Origin of the sequence: Streptosporangium sp. NPDC006930, from assembly GCF_040635605.1 — a bacterium.
In the GTDB taxonomy this organism is placed as follows: domain Bacteria; phylum Actinomycetota; class Actinomycetes; order Streptosporangiales; family Streptosporangiaceae; genus Streptosporangium.
The window spans coordinates 270,429-292,772 of record NZ_JBEYID010000007.1 but is presented as its reverse complement, the minus strand read 5'-3'; the positions used below and the strand labels follow the sequence as shown (position 1 = coordinate 292,772).

Below are 22,344 nucleotides of genomic sequence, written 5' to 3'. Positions count from 1 at the left end.
CGGACCCGCCCGCGTCGCGCACCGCGTCGCACTCTCGCGGTACGTCTTGGGTGGCACGGCGGTCTTTGACCGGGGAAGGGACGGGACCGCCGTGCGTGCTCAGGATCGGCCGGTGGTGGGGAGTTCCCAGCGTTGGACGAGTGCGGTCATCTCGGCCTCGCGCATCTGGGTCTTCAACCCGTCGATGGTCCGGTCGCAGATGAGCACCGGCTCGGGGGTGGGTCAGGTGGCGATGGCGTGGAAGAGACGGCTGCTGGTGCCGTACAGGACGGACCAGCCGGGCTGGGTGATCTCCAGCATCGCGGCCTCGGCTCGGGCCTCGTGGTCCCAGGTGTAGTGCGGTACGGAGGTGATGACCACCCCGTCGCGGTGGCGGCCCCGGGCGCGGGCCAGAGTACGGCGGATCATACGATCACCTGCCCGGCCTGCGCCTGCTCCCGTGTCCCCGGCTCTCGGGTCTTCGGGGCAGGAGCCTTCTGCGCTTCCTTTTCTCGTGCCGCCTGCTCCTCCGCCTCGCGGGCGAAGGTCTCCTGCCGGTCGGTCTCGGCCCGCAACGCCTCCAGGCTGTCGCCGTCGACGGTCCGCTCGGCCCCGGCATGGGCCGCGGCCTCGGAGAAGGGCTCCTTCCGGCTGGCCCACAACCGCCCGGCGTCGCTGAGGATCAACCGCCAGCCGGGGATCGTCGTCTCGGGACTGGTGGACTCGGGGTAGGTGGAACTACCATCGCTCACTGATCGGACCTCCATCTGATCAAGGGCCCGTCCGGATGCTGCCAGCGTGGGGCGGGCCTGTTTTATGAAGCGGGAAAGGATTTGGAGGGGTTCGCCGTACCGGCCGAGTGGCCGGGACAGCCGTGCGCGTAGGGGGCCTGCCCGCAGAGGGCACACCCCATCGGCATCGGCGGCACCTCGGCGAAACAGCCGCTGCCCACCTGCCTGTCGAGGAGCTGCACGGAGCGGTCCGCGAATGTCATGGAATCCTCACCCTGAGTTAACGGACCAGGTAGCGGGCAGCCGGCGATGGCGGTGGTGTCGCATGGACACCCTTGCCCCGCCCATCACTCTTAGTAGTTAAGTGACTCCTTGCAGTGTTGCGTGCAACTTACATGATCACAAGTGCCTTGTATAAATTTGCTCGGCGTACGACGGCTGTGATCAGGCATGCTTGTCGGCATGGCTTCTGCGAGTCCCACCGTTCGACACCGCCGCCTCGGCCGTGAGCTGCGAAGACTGCGCGAGAAGGCGAACCTCACTCTGGAAGAGGTGGCCACGCCGCTCCGTTGGTCCACGGCCAAGCTAAGCCGCATCGAGAACGCCCGGACCATGCCCAGCGACACGGACGTGGCTGACCTTTGTGATCTATACGCTGTGGACCCGCCGACGAAGGCTGGGTTGATCCAACTCGGTCAAAATGCCAACCAACGTGGCTGGTGGACCGCCTACAGCGATGTGTTCGCCAGCGCCTATGTCGGCCTGGAGGCCGAGGCGACGACCATCCGCAGCTGGGAACCACTGTTGATACCGGGCCTTCTACAGAACGAGGACTATGCCCGCGAACTTATCCGTACATCTCGTCCCGGACTGGCCTCCGTGGAACTGGAGCGGTATGTCGCAGCCCGGATGGCACGCAAAATCAGCCTTCTCAGCTCACGGGCGCCCGCCCTGCATGTACTCATGGACGAATGCGCTCTGCGCCGCCCCGTCTGCTCGCCCAGCATCATGGCTCGCCAACTGGGAGACATTCTTCAAGTCATGGACTGGCCCAACATCACCGTTCAGGTTCTTCCACTTCGGGTCGGTGCGCACTGTGGCCTGGAAGGCGCCTTCTCTCTGCTGACATTTGATGCCGAAGATCCAGTGGTGGGCTACACCGGTTGCCCAGGCGGAGACGTCTATGTGGAGGCGACGGATCAGGTGGAGAACCTTAAGCTGACGTTCGAGCGTCTTGCTGGTGTGTGCTTGTCCCCCGAAGAGTCTGCGGCGTTCATAGCTGCGGTAAGGAGTGACCATGCCCCCCTCTGACCTGACTGGCGTCACATGGCGTAAGAGCAGCTACAGCGGCGGAAGTAGCGACAACTGCGTAGAGGTGGCCACCAACCTTCCGGGCCTCATCGCTGTGCGTGACAGCAAGGACCCGTCCGGCCCGATGTTGACCTTCTCTCCGGCGGCCTGGAACAACTTCCTGGCCGGCATCCGCAGCGAAGAGATCTGACCCGACCACGAGTGCCGCACGGCTGAGGTGCCTCGGACGTGCCTAGCCGTGCGGCAAGCGCAAGACCTCGTCCGTGCGTCGCGTTGCCTGCCCCATCCCCGTGCGGTAGAGGATTTGCTACACTCGCGGCGTGGAGGAGTGGGAGATTCGCGTCACCAACGAGTTCCTAGCCTGGGTCAACGCCTTGGATGAGAGGTCCAAAGCTCAAGTGGTCGACGCTATCGACCGACTGGCCGAGGGAGGTCCCGGGCTGGGGAGGCCACTGGTTGACCGGCTGGAGGGCTCGCAAGTCCACAACCTCAAGGAGTTGCGGCCTGGATCGGCGGGACGCTCGGAGATACGAGTCATCTTCGTGTTCGATCCCTGGCGGTCGGCGATCCTGCTGGTCGGCGGGGACAAATCGGGAGATTGGTCCGGCTGGTACCGGCGGGTGATCCCGCAAGCCGAAGAGCTGTACGCGCGGTATGTGAAGGAACGGGAAGAAGAGGAGGGCCGGCGATGACGAACTTTCCCAAGTGGAGCGACGTACGCCCCGGCATTGTCGCCGACGCTGGGGGCGAGCAGGTGGTCGCCGAAGCCCGCAAACGCAACCAGGCATACATCGACGGCCACCGCCTCGCCGAACGCCGTACCGCATTGGACCTGACCCAGCTTGAGGTGGCCGAGAGGATGGGCGTCACCAAGAGCCGTGTCTCCCAGATCGAACGCGGCGAGGTTTCCACCGTCGAGGCCATCGCCCGTTACGTCCAGGCCCTCGGCGGCCATCTCCAGATCTCCGCCGTCTTCGGCGACGACCTGTACATCCTGCGCGGCACTGACACCCACGCTGCGTAACCCCTGCGCACGCCGTCAATTCAGCTGCGCGAAACCAACTCAAGGCTTACTTGGTCTCGTTCGGCTTGGATGTGGTCGGGCGAGGAAACGAGGCCGGATGATCCTTATCACGATCGCGTCGTCCACGACGTTCTCACCCGTCACACTCGGGATCACCATGCAGCCTCTTCCCAGTACACATTCCCCGTCGCTGGAGACGCTTCAGCGTTATGTCGCGGAGATGGAGCAAGAACGCGGCTTTTCCGACAGCACGATCATCGAGCAATGTCTGAAGCTTAGCGAGGAGACCAGCGAGGTGTGTAAGGCCGTGCGCAAGCACGCCTCCCTGCCGATCGACCCTGCCGGCTCGACGGGAAGCGTCGGCGCCGAGCTCGCCGACGTCCTCATCTACGTCGCGTCGATCGCCAACCGCGCCGGAGTCGACCTCTCTGAAGCCCTGCGGGAAAAAGAGCGGATCAACGAGACCCGCGTCTGGAGGTAGGCCGGTGTGCTCCTGATCTGGGCGTCATGGCGACGGCCTCCTCGCGCCGGGTTCCGCGTGCGGGAGTAAGTCGGGCAAAAGGTAAATATCGGGATATAGGCCGCATTTACGGCAGTTTTAGGTGCAGTGGTGCATCGTGGTGTCATCGCTCAACTGTCGGGAGGTAGGAAGATGACCCCTGAGCAGGATGGATTCAGCACCGCGGAGACGCCGGCGAACGAGCCGTCCAGGCGCCGTGTCCCTCGCTCCTTGATGCTCGCCGCCGCCACCGCGCTCGTCGTGGTCGCGGGGGCCGGTGTCGCCGGCGCGACCGCGTTCTCGCCCGCGCCGGCCTCGACGCCCACGGTCACCGACACCGCCACGCCGTCGGCTCCCCCGGAGAAGCCTGCCAAGAAGGGGCCGGGCATGGGCCCCAAGATGGGCTTCGGCGGCCACCCCATTCACGGTGAGTTCGTGGCACCCGACCGGGAGGGCAATTACGTGACCTTCGCCGGGCAGTACGGCGATGTCACGGCCGTCAGCCAGGGCTCGATCACGGTCAAGAGCGCGGACGGTTACACCAAGGAGTACGCGATCAACAGCGACACCCGGATCAACCGCGGTGGCGAGGGTACCGAGGCGCTGAAGACCGGGCAGCAGGTCGTGGTCATGGCCAAGGTGGAGGGAGAGACGGCCACCGCCGTCAAGATCCACGAAGTGCCCCAGCGCGAGGGCCGGGGCCGGCACGGGCACGGCAAGAAAGGCGAGGGGCGGGACAAGGGCGAGCGCCAGGACCGCGACCAGCCCTCTGCCTCCTGACCGGCGTACGCACCCGGTGACAGGTGCCAGGGTGGCCTGACACCTGTCACACCGGACTCCGGATGTCCGTCGCCGGGGTTCCGAGCCTGATCGCCGCGGGGAGAAGCACAGCCGTCAAAATGGTTTCAAGCTGATTGGCGTATCCGTGAACCCTCCGGGTGCCGAGGCGCGACAGACGGACGTGAAATCGATGAGAAGTCGGCTCGTATGAGCGGCCACGAGAGTTCGAAGATCGCTGCCGGCGGTGACCGTGACGTGTGCGGGACGCCTGGCCACCCACTGTCGTTCGCGGACGCCACGCCGGGGGTGACCCGGTGACCGCCGAGGTTCTGCGGGCGTCCGCCCCCGGGGTACGGGTCGTGCCGCCGCTCGCCCGGAACGAGACCTGGCGGCTTCTGCGGCATCCGCTCACCCTGCTGGGCCTGGCGCTGTGGATACTGCGGGTCGTCAGCGACGGCTGGGCGGGCCCGCGACCCGCGTTCGCCGCGCTGACCTCGGAGATGACCATCTTCTGGGGGGTTCCGGTCCTCTTCGCCGCGAACCTGGTCGCCGGCGCCACGCGAGTGGCCGAGGAGACGCTGTCGGTCGTCCCCTGTGACCGGCAGCGGCGCACCGCCGCGCTCTGTCTGGCCGCGCTGGGCCCGTTCGCGCTGGCCTGTGTGGCGCAGGCCCTGCTGGCCGGGCTCTACGTGGTCACCGGCAACGAGCTGGAGCGTTTCCCGTTCCTGGCGGAGCTGAGCACCGGACCGCTGAACGTGCTGGGGGCCTGCCTGCTCGGGGTGGCCGTCGCCAGGTGGCTGCCGTGGCCGGGGGCGTCGGTGCTCGTCATGCTGGCGCTGATGGCCTTCAACAAGATCATGCTTGATCACGGGGGCCAGTACATGCTCGGCCTCTACCTGGACTTCACGATCTGGGGGCCCGCGCCGTACCTCGCCCCGGCAGGGTTCGTCCCCGGGCACGCCGGTCCGCACGCGCTCTACCTGCTGTCACTCGCCATCGGGGCGGGGGCACTGGCGATGCTCAGGGACGGCTCACGACGCGAGCTCTGGCTGGGAGCCGGGGCGGTCGCCGTGCTCTGCGCGGTGGTCACGGGCGTCTGGCAGCTTCCATGATCCGTCTGGCTCAGCTGGCCCTGCTGGCGCGGTTGAGCGGCAAGGTGATCCGATGGCAGCCGCTGCTGGGTGCGTTCCTGCTCACCGCTGTGGTGCTGGCCTGGCCCCACGACGAACCGCTCACCTGGAAGGGCACGGTCTGGTCGTTACGCGTGATCGCCGTCCTGGTCACGCTGGCCGTGGTGTTCGTGCTGGACGACGTGGCGGCCGAGGTGCTGGCGCCGGTGCCGGTGCCGCTGGCGGCACGGACCGGGTTGCGCCTGGGGTTCGCACTGCTCTGCGTCACCCCGGTCTGGGGGGTGTCCCTGCTGGTCCTGGCGCCGGGCATGCCGGCGGTGTGGATCTGGTGGTCGACGGTGGAGTTGGCGGGCCTGCTCGCCGCGGGCCTGGCCGGCGCCGCCACGCTGGCCACGAGGTACGGCATGCGGGAGCCCGGTGTCGCGGCGGCGCCCGGAGTGGTGGGCGGATGGCTGCTGCTGTTCGTCCTGCCGGGACCGGTCGCGATGTTCACACTCCGGCCGCAGGACTGGACGGCGGCGCATCTGCGCTGGTCGCTGCTGCTGGTGGCGGGCCTCGCGGTGCTGATCCGGATGTCACGCGACCCGGCGCGGCGGTGAGCCGGGGGCCGGGCCGCCCGGCTTCTCCGGCAGGACCTGGCGATCCGGCTGCCCGGGAACGTTGACGGTCAGCCAGCGCATGAAGCCCAGGTCGACATCGGCGTTGACCTCCAGGCCGAGCTTGCCGACGTAGAAGTCGAGGGCCTCGTCCTGGTCGGGGACGTAGATCTGCGAGTGCGTGACGGCGTTGATGTTCGGACTTCCCAGGCGGCTTCACTGTGAACGCCTTGTTGGCAAAGAAGTTGCATACTAAGTTCACAGTAATTATTCTCAAGACTCTTGCCGCGAAGAGAAGTGAGTGGGTGCGGGCTATGAGATCCCTGCGTGACGGACGGTCGATCCACCTTCTGGACATCGAGAACCTGACGGCGTCCTCCGCGCCGACAACGGCCGAGGTGAGGCAGACGATGAACGAGTATCGGGAGCGCGTCCCGATCGGCCCCAAGGATCAGTTCATCGTCGCGGTGAACCCTCGCTCCATGGTGAGTGCGGGAATCGCGATCCGTGGGGTGCAGCTGCTGATCCGTCCGGGCGCCGACGGAGCCGACAGCGCCCTCACGGAAGCGGCCGTGAGCGACAGGATCGACCTGCGGTTCGAGCGAGTCGTGATCGGTTCGGGAGACGGCTACTTCGTCGACCTCGCGGCCTGGCTGGCGGCAGCGGGACTGCACGTGACCGTGGTGAGCCGTCCCGCCTCGCTGAACTGGCGCCTTTACACCGCCACCAGCGACATCACCTACCTGCCTCCGGCGCTGGCTCTGGCCGCCTGACATCCATCGTGCCGGCCCACATCAAGCGGTGGTCGGCCCGATGCGCTCCGGCCCGCGCACCGAACTGTCCGGACTACCGGGAGAGCCGCAGAGCAGGGTCACGGGCGACCGCGCGGTGTGATCGACGAAGTGTGTCAGGTGTTCCCGGAGTCCGTCGGAGCGGACGCGTTCTGTCTACGGGCGTACTCCAGTAGATCCTTCTCAGAGATGACCTCGTCGGCGGGCGGGGCGGTGATGACGAGACGGCATCCCCAGTCGGTGTAGCGCGTGTCGCTCCGCTTGACCAGCGGCTCCTTCCCCACTCCCGTGGAGTCGGCGGTGACCAGGCGCTTGGGCAGACCGTCACGGCCGGTCCAGAGCCGCCAGGAGACCTTTCCCTTGCTCTTCTTGCCGATGCGCTTGCCCGAGGTCCAGGCGATGGGAGGACTCTTGGAAATCCTGCGCAGTTCCTGGTAGCTCACGGTGCCCTGGTAGAGGAAACCGCCGGAGACGGCTTTGCTCGCCGAGCGTTTCAGTACGGCCTTCATCATGGACGGGTCGTACAGGTCGATCGGCTGCAGACTGGCGCCTCGGGCCATGTCCCGGTTCATCCGTCCCCGGTGCTTGTCCGGGAACTGGACCCACTTCTTGCCGTCCGGCACGGGGCCGGGGTATCGGGTGGCGTCGTCGTAGGTCTTCTTACCGACGCGGATCACCCGGTAGGGGGCCGATTTCTTGGACGGGGTTCCCTTCTCCGGCCGGGAGAGGTCCCACCAGGTGAAATCCGCGGCCGCCGGACCCGACGGGGCCAACTGGAGACGACCTCTGATCAGGATCCCGCTCCCGGAGACCGTGGACTTCTTGCCGTAGAAGAAGCGGTTGGTCTCGGAGATCCGAACGCCGTGCTCGTTTCTGAACTGCTGCTTGACCGCGCGCGCCGGATCGGGAGCGCCCGCCTGCGCGGCGGCGGCGGGACTCAGCGCGCCCGGCATGGACGCGATCAGTACGGCGACCGCCAGGGCGGCCCGTCGTCTCATGGAGTATTCGTCCTTTTCGGGCTTTTTGGGGCATTCGGCGGGAGAGGGGAGTTCGGCCTGTTCGTGCGGATTTTCTCACGGCGACTCCGCGGCTGCCAGAGAGCGCCGACGTCGCTCCACGCGGAGGAGGCGGACGATACTCGCACCGGCCGCCACCCATACGACGAACGCACGGGCGCCGAAAACCTTTTGCGTGGTGGAGGGGAGGGCCGACACACTCTCGGGGTGGTGGAGAGCAGGAGCATCGACGGGCGCGCCGGCATCGACGCGGGGTTGGTGAGACGGCTGGTCGCCGCCCAGTTTCCCCACTGGAGCGCCCTTCCTGTGACACCGGTCGAGGTCGACGGGTGGGACAACCGCACCTACCGTCTCGGCGACGAGATGACGGCGCGTCTTCCCACCGCGGCCGGTTACGCCCCCGCGGTCGACAAGGAGGACCGATGGCTGCCGGTGCTCGCCCCGTCGTTGCCGGTCGACATTCCCGTTCCCCTCGCGAAGGGGGTTCCCGGCGAGGGATACCCGTTCAACTGGTCGATCCGCGGTTGGCTGGACGGCGAGACCGCGAGCCCTGAGCGCGTCGACGACCTGTCCGAGTTCGCGGCCTCGGTCGCCGAGTTCGTCCTCGCCCTGCAACGCGTCGACGCGACCGGAGGGCCGGTGGCGGGCGCGCACAGCTTCCACCGGGGTACGCCACCGGCCTACTACGACGAGGAGACGCGCCGTACCCTCGTCGCTCTGGAGGGCCGCGTCGACACCGTCCGGGCGGCGGCCGTGTGGGACGCCGCGCTCGGGGCGACCTGGTCCGGGCCGCCGATGTGGTTCCACGGCGACATCGCGAGCGGAAACCTGCTGGTTCGGGATGGGAAGCTGAGGGCCGTCATCGACTTCGGGACCTCAGGCGTCGGTGATCCCGCCTGTGACCTGGTGATCGCGTGGACGATGTTCTCCGGTCGGAGCCGGGCGGTCTTCCGTGACGTCGTCGCTCAGGACGCCGCCATGTGGGCGCGTGCTCGTGGCTGGGCACTGTGGAAGGCGCTGATCACCCTGGCCCAGAACATCGACGGGGATGAGCGGAAAGTCGCGGAGCACCGCCATGTCGTCGACGAGGTCCTGGCCGACCACGATCGGGCCGGCTGACGCCATCTGAACGCGTGACGGCCGCCCTCACGCGACGTCTGCGCGGTCACCCGCGCCCGTCGTCGTGAAGTCGGCCGTATGGGGCACGCTCGCCGCCGCTGGGCACACAGCGGCGGCGAGCGGGTTCCGGCGGCTCACGTGGTACGAGGAGCCGGAGCTTGGGCGTGTTGTGATCAGGTGCGGTTCCACCGCTGGTTGGCGGCGCCGTTGCACGACCAGATCTGGGTCTTGGCGCCGTTGGCCGTGGAGTTGCCGACGACGTCCAGGCACTTGTTCGAGCCGAGGGCGGTGACGGTCCCGTCGGCGTTGAAGCGCCACTTCTGGTTGTTCTGGCCGTTGCAGTCCCAGATGATGACGGTGGTGCCGTCGGCGGTGCCGTTGTTGTTGACGTCCAGGCACTTGTTGCCGTAGACCCGCAGCTCACCGGCGGCCGTGGCGGTCCACTGCTGGTTGGTCTGGCCGTTGCAGTCCCAGATCCCCACCTGGGTCCCGTTGGTCTGGGAGACGCCGGTCACGTCGAGGCACCGGCCCGAGCCCACCCCCTGGATCCGGGTCGTGGTCGGGGCGGACGGGGAGACCGTGGGATTGGGCGTGCCGCCGCTCACCCGGAACACGACGGTGCCGTGGGCGGGAACGCTCGCCGAGATGGCGCCGGTGGTCGAGGTGACGGCGTTCGTCCAGGCGTCGCGCAGGTTGAAGGAGTTGCCGGACAGGCCGATCGCGGAGGCGGTGGTGCTGATCGTGGTGGTGCTGCCGCCCTGGTTGAACAGGGCGACCGCGACGTCGCCGTTGCTCAGCCGCTTGGCCAGGATACGGCGCGTGCCGTCGTTGCTGATCTGGGCGGCCTGAAGGCCGAGCGTGTCCTGGTTGATGGCGATCAGGTTCTGGTTCTTCATGATCGTGGAGGTCGCGTTGTCCATGTTCCGGACGTCGTTACCGGCGATGAGGGGTGCGGCCATGATCGCCCACAGGGCGAAGTGGCTGCGCATCTCGGTGTCGTTCATGCCGCCTCGGCCGACCACCATCATGTCCGGGTCGTTGAACTGTCCCGGTGCGGCGTAGCCGGAGAGGGGGGCGTTGACGTTGACGATGTTCTGGATGCCCATCGGGTAGCCGTTGGTCTGATTCGTGTTCCAGGCGTTGGTGATGTCCTCGGTGGTGCGCCAGATGTTGGCGACGTCGCCCCAGTTGCGCTGCGGGCCGGTCTTGGAGTGAATGCTGTTGGGGTTGATGCTGTAGAGGATCGGCCGGCCGGTCGCGGCCAGGGCGTCGCGCATCTTGGCGAAGGTGCGTACCTGGTCGTCGATGCTGCCGGTGGGCGAGCACCAGTCGTACTTGAGATAGTCGACGCCCCAGGCGGCGAACTGCCGGGCGTCCTGGACCTCGTGGTTGAGGCTGCCGGTCGCGCCGGGGTAGGAGTTGAAGTACTGGGCGCAGGTCTTGTCGAGGGGGGCCTGGTAGAGACCGAACTTCAGGCCCCTGGCGTGCAGATAGTCGCCCAGGGCCTTCATCCCGCTCGGGAAGCGCGACAGGTTGGCCTGGAGGTTGCCCGCCGAGTCGCGGTTGGGATCGAACCAGCAGTCGTCGACGACGACGTACTCGTACCCCAGGTCGCGCATGCCGTTGTTGACGAGCGCGTCGGCCGTCTGCTTGATCAGTGTCTCGTTGATGTTGCAGCCGAAGGTGTTCCAGGTGTTCCACCCCATCGGCGGGGTGCGGCCCACGCCGTTGTTCAACGCCTGCGCGGGGGTGGCCGTGGAGAGCGCCACGGCTCCCATCGCGAGGGCCAGCGTCACGGTGACGGCCGGGGCGAGTAACGCGCGTAGCCGGTTCTTTCTCATTGACATCGCTCCTCAGGGGGTGGGGGGTGGGCGTGGCGGCAGGGCCCCGCCTGTCGGGGGATCGACGATCGGGCCCCTGGTGCGGGCTGGCGCCCCGCACCAGGGGCCCGATCGTGCTTGGTCGAGATGCGCGCTACGGTCACGCGGCGCAGGTGGCCGCCGGAGTGGCCGGGGTGCCGTTGCCGGGGAATCCGAAGGGCGTGTTCGCGCTCGCATCGCGGCTCATCGCCACGGCACCCGCGGAGAGGACGAGAGGTGCCGTGGCCGTGACGGCGGTGAGCACGGGTCTGTGCCTGCACATGGGATGACTCCTTTCTGCCCGGATCACTGGAAGGAGGCGTCGTCGATGTAGAGGCCGTCGGTTCCGGCGGCTGTCTCGACGTAGAAGGAGGCGTTGGTCAGGGTGCCGGTCCATGAGACGGTCGCGGTGCCGGTCAGCTGGGTCCAGCCGTTGGCGTTCACCGTTTGCGCAGGGGTGAGCTGGAGGTAGTTCGTCGTGCCGTTGGCCGTGTACGTCAGGGTCGCCTTCGCGCTGGGGGTGCCGCTTTGCGAGCGCACCCAGACGCTCGTGGTGTAGCTCTTGCCGTTGGTGAGCAGCGAGGTCACGTTCTGGTGGGGGCCCTGCCAGGCCGAGGTGCGTCCGGAGTTGAGCAGGGAGCGGCTGCCGGCGTAGGCGACGTTCGTGGCCGACGACAGGGTGCCCCCCGAGGTCGTCCACCCGGTCGTGCCGTTCTCCATGTTCCCGTTGGTGAGCAGGTTTCCCCCGGTGTTGCCGCCGGCGGTGAACTGCCACCAGTTGAGGTTGAACAGGTTGCCGCTGCCGCCGGTGAAGCGGAGATACAGGTCGCGGGTTCCGGTGGCCCCGCTCACCGGACAGGTGACGCTGGTCCAGTTCTGCCACCCGCCGGTCCCCGGGACGGAACAGGTGCCGACCAGGGTGCCGGTGGCGCTGCCCAGGCGGAGTTCGATGGTGCCGCCGCTCGCCGCAGAGGCCACCCGGGCGGTGAACGACGAGGCACCCGTGCCGAAGGCGACGCCCTTGACCTTGATGTTGTCGCCGTTGCTGATGAAGCCGACGTTCATGCCGCCTTCGCTGGCGGGCTCGGTCTCGACGCCGTTCGCCCAGGCGATGGTCTCGGCCTCCTGGCGTACGAACGGGTTCAGCGTTCCCACCTGCGGAGGGCCGGCGGTGGTCATGTTGATGGTCGGGATGGTGCCGTCGGCGTTGTAGGTGAACTTCTCCACGGCGACCGAGCGGGTGTATCCGCCACCGCCCGGCAGCGCGCCGTTGTGGTAGAAGAAGTAGGATCCGCCGTTGAAATCGATGATCCCGGGGTGGTTGGTGAAGCTGCCGCCCTGGCGGGGCATGATCGTTCCCCGGTAGGTCCACGGTCCGGTGGCGCTGGGCGCCGTGGAGTAGGCGATGAACTCCGAGCAGCACTCTGCGGCGAACACGTTGTAGTAGAGGTTGCCGCGCTTGAAGACCCAGGGCCCCTCCTCGTAGAGGGTGGGCCGGCTCGCGTTGCCGCTGCGCGCGCCGAAGCCCGCGGCGGTGAGCGGGATCTGGGTGGGACTGCCGGAGAAGGAGATCATGTCGGTGTTGAGCCGGACGTACCAGAGACGGGGGTTGCCCCAGTACAGGTAGGCCTGCCCGTTGTCGTCGATGAACGCGTGCGGGTCGATCTCGCCGTTCTCGACGAGCGGGCGGCCCAGCGCGTCACGGAAGGGCCCGGTGGGGCTGTCGCCGACCGCGACCCCGATCGCCATCCCGCCGGTCGCCCGGTTGCGCACCGGTACGTACCAGTAGAACTTCCCGTTGCGGGGGACGACGTGGCCGGCCCAGGCGTTGGCGTCGGCCCAGGCGAAGGTGGCCAGGCTCATGGGCGAGCCGTGGTCGGTCCAGTTGGCCATGTCGGTGGAGGAGAAGACCCGCCAGTCGCGCATGGTGAAGTACGTCGAGCCGTCCTCGTCGTGGCCGGTGTAGAGGTAGACACGGCCGTTGTGGACGAGCGGCGCGGGGTCCGCGGTGTAGATGGTCTGGACGATCGGGTTGTCCGCCCTCGCGGAGAGCGGTGACAACGCGATCAACATCAGCAGGCTCAGTGTCCAGAGGATCAGGCGGCGAGCTCTTCTCCTCGCCGTGCGAAGTGCGGGTCTCACCGGTCGTCTCCCTCAGGCGGCGTTCATTGGGGGGGTTGGTGGCCCCGGACGCGGCGGCTCGGCGTCTCCGACGCGTCCGGGGCGGTTCAGAGGGGATCGGTCTCGCGCCGTTCCGGCTCGAACCGGTCCTGATCGCGTGCCGTGACGACGTTCACCCGGTGGGGTGTGCGCCTTCGCGGTGAGCGTCGGAGACGTTCGAGCCGGATCGGCGTCATGGTGTTATCGCTGCAGGGTGAGCAGGCCGGGCCGGTAGGGCAGCAGGCCGTAGTCGACACCGTTGGAGTTGGGGTTGCGGCCCTGGTAGAGCAGCTGCAGGTTGCAGGGGTCGATGGTCATGGTCTGGTCGGCGTTGGTGCGCAGCAGCTCACCGTGGCTGATGTCGTTGGTCCAGGTGGCGCCGCTGTTGGCCTTGCCCGCGAAGGGGTTGCTCTCGGTCGCGGCCTGCGGGGTCCAGTTGCCGCCGAGGCTGGTGGCGGTGAAGGACCGGAAGTAGCGGCCCTGCGAGCCGATCGCCTCGACGATCATGAGGTAGCGGTTCTCGTTCTGGATCTTGTAGACCTGGACGGCCTCGAACAGGTTGTTCGTGGTGTCGGTCATGATGGTCGTGTAGTTCGAGCCGAAGCTGCCGGGGAAGTTGCCGATGGGCATGCTGGCCCGGTAGATCTTGCCGTTGTCGCCGGCGAAGAACAGGTACATGTTCTGGCCGTCACCGATGAGCGCCTGGTCGATGGGGCCGGTGTTGGAGCCGGTGATGCTGCCGGAGAAGAGCGTCTGCGCCGACGACCAGCCGTTGGGGTTGGTGGGGTCGGTGGAGGTCTTGTAGGAGAAGGCGGCCCCGCCCCACTGGTAGGCGAGCACCCAGATGTTCTTCGGCGCGAAGTAGAACAGCGAGGGCGCCACGGTGCCGGAGTTCATCGCGTTCTGGCTGGCCGAGGCCATCTCCGAGTAGTTGGTGAACAGGCTGAAGTTCATCGAACCCCAGCTGCTGCCGAAGTCGTGGGTGGTGGCGTAGACGAGCTGCCTGCCGTTGTAGGGGGCGACGGTGAAGTCCTTGAGCGAGACCCAGCCCGACCTCGGGTTCGCCAGCACGCCCGAGGAGGTCCAGCGGTACGTCGAGGGCAGGGTGCAGGTGCCCGGCGTCGGCGTCACGGTCGGGGTGGGGCTCGGGTTCGCTCCGCCGACCTGGACGAGCTGCCACTGCTGGTTGTTGCCGCCCCAGTCGTCGTACTGGACGATGTTGCCGCCGTCGGCGGTGGAGGCGCCCTGCACCTCCAGCGCCTTGTTGCTGTTCCGGGAGATGAAGCGCACGTAGCCACCCGCCGAGTCGGCCAGGCGCCACTGCTGGTTGGTGCCGTTGAGGTCGGCCCACTGGACGATGGCGCCGCCGTTGGCGGTGGAGAAGCCGCTGACGTCCAGCACCTTGCCGGAGTGGCGGGACTTGATGCGGTAGTAGCCGCCGCCCGAGTCGACGAACTGCCACTGCTGCTGGTTGCCGTTGTTACGGGTCCACTGGGTGATGCGGGCGCCGTCGTTGGTGGCCAGGTTGTAGACGTCCAGGGCCTTGCCGCTGTTGCGGTTGACCAGCACGTACCAGGCGTTCGTGTCGACGGTCGCCGCGTTCGCGGTTTGGACGGCCACGAACAGGCTCACCAGCAAGGTGGCCGCCGCCATGATGACGGCTAGGGGTTTAAATCTCACAATTCACTCCGATTTCGTCCGACGGGGAGCGGAAGGGCTGGTTGGGACGGTTCTCATAGGGTGTTTTTTGGTCTTACGGGGTCGTGAGGTCGAAGCGGCGCACGGTCACCGAGCCGCCGAGGGCCTGGGTGGCGTGGTTGAAGATCCCGAAGCGGTTGCCCATGAAGAACTGCCAGGCGTTGTTCATCGTGAAGGCCGGTCCGAGCGCGGTGAAGTTGGTCCCGTCGGTGCTGTAGGAGAAGCGGGCCTGCCGTCCGGAGCCGGGCCGGATGTCGGCGTTGACCCTCAGCCAGATCCGGCCGCCCGAGACGTTGGCGCTCGCCGCCTCGGTGCCGGTTCCCGTGGTCTGCCAGCTGCTGTTCATGGTCAGCCCGTTGGTCATCACGACGCGGGTCGCCCCGTTGTCGCGTTTGACGCCGATCCAGGCCGACTGGTCACGCAGGATGGCGAGGCCGCTGCGGTCGCCGTTGGCCATCTGCGAGTAGTCGAGTTCGATCGTCGCGGTCGACGACGGCCCCTGGATGCGGTGGGTCAGGGTGTTGCGGGCGTTGTACAGGTCGTTCGTCACGGTCGCGGTCTGCAGGCGCAGGCCGTTCCCGGTCGACCAGCGTGAGTCGTCGGGGTTGTGGTTCCACTCCCACCGGTGGCCGAGCGAGGGTGAGGTGAAGGTGTCGGGGCCGATCATCGACTGAACGGTCTTGTTGGTCTGGATGTTCGGCTTCGGGTAGTTGACGCCCCAGCCGCCGTTCACCGTCTGGATCGTGGGCCAGCCGTCGCCGGTCCAGGTGATCGGCGCGAGAGCGGGCACCCGGCCGCCGGGGTAGGCGTCGACGAACGACATGTAGTACCAGGCGCCGTTCTGGGTCTGCACCAGTCCGCCCTGGTGGGGCACGCCGCCGCCGGAGATCGGGCTGGGCATGTTCAGCAGGACCTGGCGCATCTCGTACGGGCCGAACGGGCTGGTCGAGCGCAGCACGTACTGGCCGTTCGCGGGCTTGGTCAGCCAGATGTAGTAGTAACCGTTCCGCTTGTAGAAGCGGGCGCCCTCAAGGGTGCCGCCGACGCTGGAAGGGGTCTGGAACACCTGCTGGGCGCGCACCTGGCTGAGGCCGTCGGCCGAGAGCTGGGCGACGCTGATCGTGCCGTTGCCGTAGGCGACGTACATCGTGTCGTTGTCGTCGACGAGCAGACCGGCGTCGTAGTAGCAGTTGTTGATCTGGGAGCGCTTGGTCCAGGTGCCGTCGACCGCGGAGGCGGTGTAGACGTAGGTGCGGTTGAACTCGATGCAGCCCATCCAGTAGTAGGTGCTGTTGCTCGGCCGGTAGTTGAGGGTCGAGGCCCAGATGCCCTTCACGTACGCCCGGCCGCCGTTGAGGTCGTAGGCGTTCGAGTTGAAGTCGAGCTTGGGGACCGAGTGGCCCGCGTACTCCCAGTCGACCAGGTTGTAGGAGCGCAGGATCGGCGCGCCCGGCGAGTAGTGCATCGTCGAGGCCGAGTAGTAGTAGGCGTCGCCGACCCGGATGATGTCACCGTCGGCGAAGTCCTGCCACACGACCGGGTTGGTGTAGTTGCCACCGGGACCCGGCGTCGGCGTCGGCGTCGGGGTGGGGGTCGGGTTCGGTCCGCCGCCGACCTGGACGAGCTGCCACTGCTGGTTGTTGCCGCCCCAGTCGTCGTACTGGACGATGTTGGCGTTGTCGGCGGTGGAGGCGTTCTGGACCTCCATGGCCTTGTTGCTGTTGCGGTTGACGAATCTCACGTAGCCGTCCGGGGAGTCGGCGAGGCGCCACTGCTGGTTGGTGCCGTTGAGGTCGGCCCACTGGACGACCGCGCCGCCGTTGGCGGTGGAGAAGCCGCTGACGTCCAGCACCTTGCCGGAGTGGCGGGACTTGATGCGGTAGTAGCCGCCACCGGAGTCGACGAACTGCCACTGCTGATTGTTGTTGTTGTTGCGGGTCCACTGGGTGATGCGCCCGCCGTCGGCGGTGGAGAGGTTGTAGACGTCCAGGGCCTTGCCGCTGGTGCGGTTGACCAGCACGTACCAGGCGTTCGTGTCGACGGTCGCCGCGGTCGCCGCGGGGCTGGCGAGTGTGAGCAGGGCACCGGTGAGCACGATCGAGGTGAGGGCGGCTAGCAGCATGCGCAGGCGATTTCGCCTTTTAAAAGGCATACGTCCTCCCTTGAAGGATTTTGTTAGCGTTAACACTTCGATTACGACCTCACCTTGAATGTGGCGTCCTGCCGGTCGGAGGCACTCGACGACGCGTTGATCGAGTCGATGCGCGGCATGTGGCCCCGGTGCCGCGGAAGGCGGGCCGAAAAGTCGTGCGACCGGAACGCTGCTGGGCGGTGGCGACACTGCCTGCGGCTGGGTGACACAGGCGTTCCTTTCTCTGGGGGGTGAGACAGGTGGGGGGTGCCCGGTCCCGTCGTCCGGTGGACGACGGGACCGGGGGCGCGGGGTGAGGTCAGGTCACACCGCAGGTCCGGCCGTTGGGGGGAGAACGAGGTGGAGCTGCCGGATTACCGCTGTGGTCGGGTTGGGGGACGATGCCACCGAGCCGCCGGTGGTGTGGCCGTCCGCCCGCCGATCACGGGCGGACGGCCTCTCCCCACCGGGAGTTCAGGCGCGGGAGCAGGTGTTCCCGTTGAGGGTGAAGGAGGAGGGCGCGGAGGTGTTGCCGGTGTGGTTGGCCTGGAAGCCGATGTCGATCGAACCGCCGGCGGGGATCGAGCCGTTGTAGCTCACGTTGCGCGCCGTCACCTGGCCGCTGGAGGGCGAGTAGGTGGCGTTCCAGCCCGAGGTGATGGTCTGGCCCGACGGCAGGCCGAACGTCAGCGACCAGCCGTTGATCGCGGAGGACCCGGTGTTGGTGATGGTGATCGCCGAGGTGAATCCGCTGTTCCAGGCGTTGAGGGTGTACCCCACCCGGCACGGCCCGCCCGGACCCGGCGTGGGCGTGGGCGTGACCGTGGGGGTGGGGGACGGGTTGGGGGTGACTGAGTTGAGCGTGTTCAGGACGGAGGTGTACGCGGCCTTCTTGTTGCCCGAGGCATCGAAGAGGAGGGGGTTCTGGCCGGTGCGCCAGGAGTCGCTGTCGCGGATGCCCCAGACGGTGATGCCGTTGCAGCGGGCGACGTTCAGGCAGGCGCGGGTGACGGCGGCGTAGGCGTTGGCCTGGTTGGAGCCGGAGATGTCGAGCTCGGTGATCTGGACGTCGACGCCGAGGTCCGCGAAGCGCTGGAGGTTGGCCTGGTAGTCGCTGGGGGTGGAGTTGGTCAGGTGGGACTGGAAACCGACGCAGTCGATGGGGACGCCGCGTGACTTGAAGTCGCGGACCATGTTGTAGATGCCGGTGCTCTTGGCGTTGATGCCGTCGGTGTTGTAGTCGTTGTAGCAGAGTTTGGCACCAGGGTCGGCGGCGCGGGCCGCGCGGAAGGCGGCTTCGATCCAGTCGTTGCCGGTTCGCTGGAGGCTGGAGTCACGGCGTCCGCCGCCTCCGCCGTCGGCGAAGGCCTCGTTGACGACGTCCCAGGAGTGGATCTTGCCGCGGAAGTAGGTGGCGACCTGGGTGACGTGGTTGATGGCGGCGTTGCGCAGGTCGGAGCCGGACAGACCCTGGGCCCATCCGGGCATCTGCTGGTGCCACAGCAGGGCGTGTCCGCGAATCGACATGCCCCGGCCGATCGCGTGGTTCACGATGCGGTTGGCGTTGTTGTAGTTGAAGTTGCCGCGCTGGGGTTCGGTGGCGTCCCACTTCATCTCGTTCTCGGCGGTGACCGAGTTGAACTCCCGGTTCAGGATGTTCACGTAGGTGGAGTCACCGAGCCTGCCCGCCGCGATGGCCGCGCCGAAGTAACGGCCCGACTGGGCGGCGGCGGCCCCGAGCGTCGTCTCCGCGGCGGAGGCGGTCTGTTGGACGGAGACCACGACGCCGGCCCCGAGGGCGGCGGCGAGCGCGATGGTGATGGTTCGTCGTGCTTTCGAGGCGATGGTTGGGATCGCGGTGAAGAGCATGCCGGTTCCTTGGGGGGGTGATGAGGCGTCAGCGGGTGGAGTCGGTCCGGAGGAGCAGGCCGGGCTTCGAGAGCGGGTGGGAGCCGACCAGAGCCGTCGTCGCGAGGTGGGCGGGTCGCCGGCACCGCGGGAGGCGGGCCAAAGGTCCGTCCTGGGCTCGCGTTCGGGATGAGACGGGCATCCAACGCTCCTTGGCCAGGTCGAGGGGGCAGCGGCCATCGAGCTTTGTTATCGCTAACATCTGGGCTTCCAGATCTCCATGGCCTGCTCCTGTAAGTGCGTTGTCGGGGAGTACATCCGACTGTCCGATCCACCGTCAACGAGTCATGACCCTCGCTGACCTGGGCATTGCTAACGAAACGTTTCCGGCCTGGGCATTCGTCCAGAGGGAGATCGCGTCGCGTTGCCTGCGAATGTGAAAGTTTCACAGAAGTTACCAGTTGGCAACCATGGAATTCTGACCGAATCCAGCTGACTTCCTCAAGACCCCTGGTTGACAAGTTGGGGAGGGGGACCGATCGGTGAAAATCTTCTCGCCGACCCCCGATGCCCGCCGGATCGACGATCGTTCCACGTGTCCGGCGGGGGAGGGGCCGCTTCGGCGGAGGCGAGAGGCGCGGGCGCCGAGCTCCCGGCTCGCGAGGGCGTGGCCCCCCTTTTGGGAGGGCCGAAAACCCCGGCGGAGCCAGGACAGGTTTCTGTGATGTGAACGATTGACGCGGCCGTAACGCGGGCCTTACATTGCTCGCAGGGGTGTTAGCGCAAACACTCATATCGCACCGATCAGCCCTCGCTGCCCGGCTCACCGCCGTTCGGGTGGCCCCTCGGCCATGGGTGATCTCGAGGGTGGTTCGGGACATTCGCCGACACCGTCCCGGCACCAAGGTCCTCGTCCTGCCCTGACACGTGCGGGTCGGTTTGCCGGCGGTAGGCCGGCGCTTTCGGCCTTGAGGTCGCAGCCGAAGGCCTGCGGGGCCACTCCGGGGCGCGAGCGCGCGTTGCCCCCTTCTGATTTCGCCGCCCGGCCCGCCGCTCACAGGAGGCCGGGACGACGCGGGGCTCGCCGTGGCGTTTCACCCTCGTGTTCGCCTGGACGGCGGCCGTCTGGACGGTGTCGCTCCGCACGTACATCACACGCGGAGCCTTCGCGGACGGAGCGGACCACCTCACCCTGACCTTTTCCAGCATCGTGACCGCGGTGTTGCCGGCGGTGAGCGCGGGCACCCGGACGCGTGCCCGCGAGGCCATGGATCTCCAGTGACCCACATCGCATCGGGGTGGGTCGTACGTTACGGAACATCGCAATGATCCATGACTCGCATTGCAAGAACCTGTGAGGTGTCCGCAGGTATAGAGCAAGATTGCGAAACTATTTCGCAAGACTCTTGTGGGGCGAGGCGCCGGAGTCCTACGGTCGCCTCACCCTCGTGGCGTTCGCTCCGCCCCGAGCGTTTTCAGGTGTTCCCCCGAGAGAAACGAGCATCCGAATGTCACGGAGCATCACGGAAGCCGCGGCGAGACGGACAGGCGGGCCACCGCGAAGGGCGTCGGCGGCGGTCGCGGCGGTGATCGTGGCCTTCACCGGCCTCGGCGTCGTGCCCGGTCCCCCCGCCCTCGCGGGCACGGGCGGTGCCCCGGCCCCCGTGGTGACGCGCGCCGCCCTCGACCCGTCACTCGTCGCCGGGCGGGGCGCCGATGTCGCCTTCACCGAGCAGGAGGCCGAGAACGCCACGACGAACGGCACGACCATCGGCCCGGACCGCGATGCGTACACGCTCGCGGGGGAGGCGTCAGGCCGCAGGGCGGTCAGGCTGACGCCAAGGCAGCACGTCGAGTTCACGCTGCCGAAGGCGGCGAACGCGATCACCGTGCGTTACAGCATTCCGGACGCCCCGAACGGCGGTGGCATCACCGCGCCGCTACACGTCACGGTGAACGGCGGCGGCAGGAAGGTGATGACCCTCACGTCGCAGTACTCGTGGCTCTACAACCAGTATCCGTTCACGAACGACCCGAACGCCGACCTGCTGCACCCCGACTGGTGGATCACCGAGTGCGCCTGCGTTCCCAGTGCCACGACGCCCGCCCCGACGATCACGAAGCCGTTCCGCCCGACCCACTTCTACGACGAGCAGCGTCTCCTGCTCGGCAGGACGTACCGCGCGGGTGACAGGGTGCGGCTCACGGTCCCGGCCGGGAGCAACGCGGCGTGGACGGTCATCGACCTGCTCGGCTCGGAGCTCGTCGGCGCGCCGCACGTCAGGCTCGTCGCGGCGAACGTGCTGGCGTTCGGCGCCGACCCGCTCGGCAGGCGCGACTCCGCCGACGCGATCGACAAGGCGATCGCCTTCGCCAAGCGCGGCCGCCTCAAGGTCTACATCCCACCGGGCGTCTACCAGGTGAACCGCCACATCGTCGTCGACGACGTGACGATCGAGGGCGCCGGCAACTGGTACACGATCATCAAGGGCAGACAGGTCGCCCTTCCCTCCCCGGCCCCCGACGGCTCGGTGCACACCGGAGTCGGCTTCTACGGCAAGGACGCGGCAAAGGGCGGCAGCAGGAACGTGCACCTGTCCGGCTTCGCGATCGAGGGCGACGTCCGCGAGCGCATCGACACCGACCAGGTGAACGGCATCGGCGGGGCGCTGAGCGACTCGACCGTCGACGGCCTCCACATCCACCGCACCAAGGTGGGCATGTGGTTCGACGGGCCGATGAGGAACCTGAGGATCACGAACAACATCATCGTCGACCAGATCGCCGACGCCCTCAACTTCCACGGCGGCGTCACGGACTCGGTCGTGTCGAACAACTTCATCCGCAACACCGGTGACGACGGCCTCGCCCTGTGGTCCGAGAAGATCGCCAACGCCCGCAACACCTTCGACCGCAACACCGTGCAGACGCCGACCCTCGCGAACGGCATCGCCGTCTACGGCGGCACGGACAACACCGTCTCGGGCAACCTCGTCGCCGACCCGATCCGCGAGGGCAGCGGCATCCACGTCGGCTCCCGCTTCGGCGCCGAGGCGTTCGCGGGGAAACTGTCGATCAAGGACAACACCACGGTCCGGGCCGGCACGTACGAGCTGAACTGGAACATCGGTCTGGGAGCCATCTGGCTCTACGCGCTCGACAAGAACATCGAGGCCGACATCCAGGTGGTCGGCAACCACTTCCTCGACAACACCTACAACGCGATCATGCTGGTCAGCGAGTGGGGAGTGAAGGACCTGTACTCGATCACGAACGTCCACTTCAAGGACATCAGGGTCGACGGCACCGGCACCTCGGTGGTGAGCGCGCGGGTGAAGGGATCGGCCTCCTTCGAGAACGTGGACGCCCGCAACGTCGGCGCGGTCGGCGTCAACAACTGCGGTTCGTTCAACTTCCCGCCCACCGGCTCGGAGTTCTCCCTGACCGACCTCGGCGGCAACGACGGGGGCGGCGCCACCGGGGCCTGGCTCGCCCCGTGGATGCTGCCCAACACCATCACCTGCGACGACCGCCCACCGGTGGTCACGCCGCCGGCGCCCTCCCCGTGGTGATCGTCCGGTCGTACCGACAGAGCGTACGTCGCTTTTCGAAACCACCGGCCTCTCCATAGCGGGTGCCGGTGTCACGGCGGCACCGGCCGGACGGCCGGTG

Annotated in this window: 23 protein-coding genes; 12 read left to right on the top strand and 11 right to left on the bottom strand. The window is 67.5% G+C overall.

What is annotated here, in order from left to right:
• Window positions 1-222: 222 nt before the first annotated feature.
• The 3 genes from ABZ664_RS15550 to ABZ664_RS15540 form a co-directional block, all read right to left on the bottom strand.
• Entirely contained in the window at window positions 223-408 is a 186-nt protein-coding gene (locus ABZ664_RS15550; RefSeq protein WP_362509014.1) for a hypothetical protein, read from the bottom strand.
• Window positions 405-731, bottom strand: coding sequence for a hypothetical protein (locus tag ABZ664_RS15545; protein ID WP_362509011.1), 327 nt, complete (start codon window positions 729-731; stop codon window positions 405-407). Before ABZ664_RS15545 ends, ABZ664_RS15550 begins: the two co-directional genes overlap by 4 nt.
• Window positions 732-793: 62 nt before the next feature.
• Window positions 794-973, bottom strand: a complete 180-nt coding sequence (locus ABZ664_RS15540; RefSeq protein ID WP_362509008.1) for a hypothetical protein — start codon at window positions 971-973, stop codon at window positions 794-796.
• A 199-nt stretch (window positions 974-1,172) separates the two neighbouring features.
• Between ABZ664_RS15540 and ABZ664_RS15535 the strand changes: the two genes are divergently transcribed.
• The 8 genes from ABZ664_RS15535 to ABZ664_RS15500 all read left to right on the top strand — a co-directional run bounded on the left by ABZ664_RS15535 (window position 1,173) and on the right by ABZ664_RS15500 (window position 6,053).
• Window positions 1,173-2,021, top strand: coding sequence for a helix-turn-helix transcriptional regulator (locus tag ABZ664_RS15535; RefSeq protein WP_362509005.1), 849 nt, complete (start codon window positions 1,173-1,175; stop codon window positions 2,019-2,021).
• Window positions 2,008-2,211 (top strand): DUF397 domain-containing protein, encoded by a 204-nt coding sequence (locus tag ABZ664_RS15530; protein WP_362509002.1) that lies wholly within the window; start codon window positions 2,008-2,010, stop codon window positions 2,209-2,211. Before ABZ664_RS15535 ends, ABZ664_RS15530 begins: the two co-directional genes overlap by 14 nt.
• A 130-nt stretch (window positions 2,212-2,341) precedes the next feature.
• Window positions 2,342-2,713 carry a type II toxin-antitoxin system RelE/ParE family toxin gene (locus ABZ664_RS15525; RefSeq protein WP_362508999.1) on the top strand — a complete coding sequence of 124 codons (372 nt, stop codon included), beginning with the start codon at window positions 2,342-2,344 and terminating at the stop codon, window positions 2,711-2,713.
• Window positions 2,710-3,045 carry a helix-turn-helix transcriptional regulator gene (locus ABZ664_RS15520; protein WP_362508996.1) on the top strand — a complete coding sequence of 112 codons (336 nt, stop codon included), beginning with the start codon at window positions 2,710-2,712 and terminating at the stop codon, window positions 3,043-3,045. Before ABZ664_RS15525 ends, ABZ664_RS15520 begins: the two co-directional genes overlap by 4 nt.
• A 97-nt stretch (window positions 3,046-3,142) precedes the next feature.
• Window positions 3,143-3,526 (top strand): MazG nucleotide pyrophosphohydrolase domain-containing protein, encoded by a 384-nt coding sequence (locus tag ABZ664_RS15515; RefSeq protein WP_362508993.1) that lies wholly within the window; start codon window positions 3,143-3,145, stop codon window positions 3,524-3,526.
• A gap of 171 nt (window positions 3,527-3,697) precedes the next feature.
• Complete coding sequence (locus ABZ664_RS15510; protein WP_362508990.1) at window positions 3,698-4,324, top strand: hypothetical protein; 627 nt, start codon at window positions 3,698-3,700, stop codon at window positions 4,322-4,324.
• 314 nt (window positions 4,325-4,638) lie between these two features.
• On the top strand, window positions 4,639-5,436 hold the full coding sequence (locus ABZ664_RS15505) for a hypothetical protein (protein WP_362508987.1): 798 nt from the start codon (window positions 4,639-4,641) through the stop codon (window positions 5,434-5,436).
• A complete protein-coding gene (locus ABZ664_RS15500) occupies window positions 5,433-6,053 on the top strand; it encodes a hypothetical protein (RefSeq protein ID WP_362508984.1) in 621 nt (206 codons plus the stop codon). Before ABZ664_RS15505 ends, ABZ664_RS15500 begins: the two co-directional genes overlap by 4 nt.
• Here the strand turns inward: ABZ664_RS15500 and ABZ664_RS15495 are convergent.
• Complete coding sequence (locus tag ABZ664_RS15495; RefSeq protein WP_362509252.1) at window positions 6,030-6,221, bottom strand: VOC family protein; 192 nt, start codon at window positions 6,219-6,221, stop codon at window positions 6,030-6,032. The two genes, ABZ664_RS15500 and ABZ664_RS15495, sit on opposite strands and share 24 nt — an antisense overlap.
• A gap of 143 nt (window positions 6,222-6,364) precedes the next feature.
• Here ABZ664_RS15495 and ABZ664_RS15490 point away from each other — a divergent pair, with 143 nt between their 5' ends.
• Complete coding sequence (locus tag ABZ664_RS15490; RefSeq protein ID WP_362508981.1) at window positions 6,365-6,823, top strand: hypothetical protein; 459 nt, start codon at window positions 6,365-6,367, stop codon at window positions 6,821-6,823.
• Window positions 6,824-6,957: 134 nt separating this feature from the next.
• Here ABZ664_RS15490 and ABZ664_RS15485 read toward each other — a convergent pair whose 3' ends face one another.
• Complete coding sequence (locus tag ABZ664_RS15485; RefSeq protein WP_362508978.1) at window positions 6,958-7,839, bottom strand: hypothetical protein; 882 nt, start codon at window positions 7,837-7,839, stop codon at window positions 6,958-6,960.
• Between the two features lie 225 nt (window positions 7,840-8,064).
• Between ABZ664_RS15485 and ABZ664_RS15480 the strand changes: the two genes are divergently transcribed.
• On the top strand, window positions 8,065-8,976 hold the full coding sequence (locus ABZ664_RS15480) for an aminoglycoside phosphotransferase family protein (protein WP_362508975.1): 912 nt from the start codon (window positions 8,065-8,067) through the stop codon (window positions 8,974-8,976).
• Window positions 8,977-9,149: 173 nt separating this feature from the next.
• On the opposite strand, the gene ABZ664_RS15475 is transcribed toward ABZ664_RS15480, so the two are convergent.
• The 6 genes from ABZ664_RS15475 to ABZ664_RS15450 form a co-directional block, all read right to left on the bottom strand.
• Window positions 9,150-10,817: a lectin gene (locus ABZ664_RS15475; RefSeq protein ID WP_362508972.1), complete on the bottom strand. Its 1,668-nt coding sequence runs from the start codon at window positions 10,815-10,817 to the stop codon at window positions 9,150-9,152.
• A 139-nt stretch (window positions 10,818-10,956) separates the two neighbouring features.
• Window positions 10,957-11,118 carry a hypothetical protein gene (locus tag ABZ664_RS15470; RefSeq protein ID WP_362508969.1) on the bottom strand — a complete coding sequence of 54 codons (162 nt, stop codon included), beginning with the start codon at window positions 11,116-11,118 and terminating at the stop codon, window positions 10,957-10,959.
• Between the two features lie 23 nt (window positions 11,119-11,141).
• The gene (locus ABZ664_RS15465; RefSeq protein WP_362508962.1) at window positions 11,142-12,977 is read right to left on the bottom strand and encodes a family 43 glycosylhydrolase; all 1,836 of its coding nucleotides are present in this window, start codon (window positions 12,975-12,977) and stop codon (window positions 11,142-11,144) included.
• 219 nt (window positions 12,978-13,196) lie between these two features.
• Window positions 13,197-14,648 carry a non-reducing end alpha-L-arabinofuranosidase family hydrolase gene (locus ABZ664_RS15460; RefSeq protein WP_362509249.1) on the bottom strand — a complete coding sequence of 484 codons (1,452 nt, stop codon included), beginning with the start codon at window positions 14,646-14,648 and terminating at the stop codon, window positions 13,197-13,199.
• Window positions 14,649-14,748: 100 nt separating this feature from the next.
• Window positions 14,749-16,815: a family 43 glycosylhydrolase gene (locus ABZ664_RS15455; protein ID WP_362508959.1), complete on the bottom strand. Its 2,067-nt coding sequence runs from the start codon at window positions 16,813-16,815 to the stop codon at window positions 14,749-14,751.
• Window positions 16,816-17,298: 483 nt separating this feature from the next.
• Entirely contained in the window at window positions 17,299-18,693 is a 1,395-nt protein-coding gene (locus tag ABZ664_RS15450) for an endo-1,4-beta-xylanase (protein ID WP_362508956.1), read from the bottom strand.
• Window positions 18,694-19,774: 1,081 nt separating this feature from the next.
• On the opposite strand from ABZ664_RS15450, the gene ABZ664_RS15445 reads away from it, so the two are divergent.
• Both ABZ664_RS15445 and ABZ664_RS15440 read left to right on the top strand, forming a co-directional pair.
• A complete protein-coding gene (locus ABZ664_RS15445; protein WP_362508953.1) occupies window positions 19,775-19,954 on the top strand; it encodes a hypothetical protein in 180 nt (59 codons plus the stop codon).
• 226 nt (window positions 19,955-20,180) lie between these two features.
• A complete protein-coding gene (locus ABZ664_RS15440; RefSeq protein ID WP_362508950.1) occupies window positions 20,181-22,244 on the top strand; it encodes a glycosyl hydrolase family 28-related protein in 2,064 nt (687 codons plus the stop codon).
• Window positions 22,245-22,344 lie beyond the last annotated feature (100 nt).

Coding starts and splice junctions, on each gene's coding strand:
- ABZ664_RS15520 (WP_362508996.1), top strand. CDS start 2,710: ATGACGAACTTTCCCAAGTGGAGCGACGTACGCCCCGGCATTGTCGCC.
- ABZ664_RS15490 (WP_362508981.1), top strand. CDS start 6,365: ATGAGATCCCTGCGTGACGGACGGTCGATCCACCTTCTGGACATCGAG.
- ABZ664_RS15515 (WP_362508993.1), top strand. CDS start 3,143: ATGATCCTTATCACGATCGCGTCGTCCACGACGTTCTCACCCGTCACA.
- ABZ664_RS15540 (WP_362509008.1), bottom strand. CDS start 973: ATGACATTCGCGGACCGCTCCGTGCAGCTCCTCGACAGGCAGGTGGGC.
- ABZ664_RS15475 (WP_362508972.1), bottom strand. CDS start 10,817: ATGAGAAAGAACCGGCTACGCGCGTTACTCGCCCCGGCCGTCACCGTG.
- ABZ664_RS15460 (WP_362509249.1), bottom strand. CDS start 14,648: ATGGCGGCGGCCACCTTGCTGGTGAGCCTGTTCGTGGCCGTCCAAACC.
- ABZ664_RS15455 (WP_362508959.1), bottom strand. CDS start 16,815: ATGCTGCTAGCCGCCCTCACCTCGATCGTGCTCACCGGTGCCCTGCTC.
- ABZ664_RS15470 (WP_362508969.1), bottom strand. CDS start 11,118: ATGTGCAGGCACAGACCCGTGCTCACCGCCGTCACGGCCACGGCACCT.
- ABZ664_RS15450 (WP_362508956.1), bottom strand. CDS start 18,693: ATGCTCTTCACCGCGATCCCAACCATCGCCTCGAAAGCACGACGAACC.
- ABZ664_RS15510 (WP_362508990.1), top strand. CDS start 3,698: ATGACCCCTGAGCAGGATGGATTCAGCACCGCGGAGACGCCGGCGAAC.
- ABZ664_RS15535 (WP_362509005.1), top strand. CDS start 1,173: ATGGCTTCTGCGAGTCCCACCGTTCGACACCGCCGCCTCGGCCGTGAG.
- ABZ664_RS15550 (WP_362509014.1), bottom strand. CDS start 408: ATGATCCGCCGTACTCTGGCCCGCGCCCGGGGCCGCCACCGCGACGGG.
- ABZ664_RS15530 (WP_362509002.1), top strand. CDS start 2,008: ATGCCCCCCTCTGACCTGACTGGCGTCACATGGCGTAAGAGCAGCTAC.
- ABZ664_RS15485 (WP_362508978.1), bottom strand. CDS start 7,839: ATGAGACGACGGGCCGCCCTGGCGGTCGCCGTACTGATCGCGTCCATG.
- ABZ664_RS15440 (WP_362508950.1), top strand. CDS start 20,181: ATGTCACGGAGCATCACGGAAGCCGCGGCGAGACGGACAGGCGGGCCA.
- ABZ664_RS15500 (WP_362508984.1), top strand. CDS start 5,433: ATGATCCGTCTGGCTCAGCTGGCCCTGCTGGCGCGGTTGAGCGGCAAG.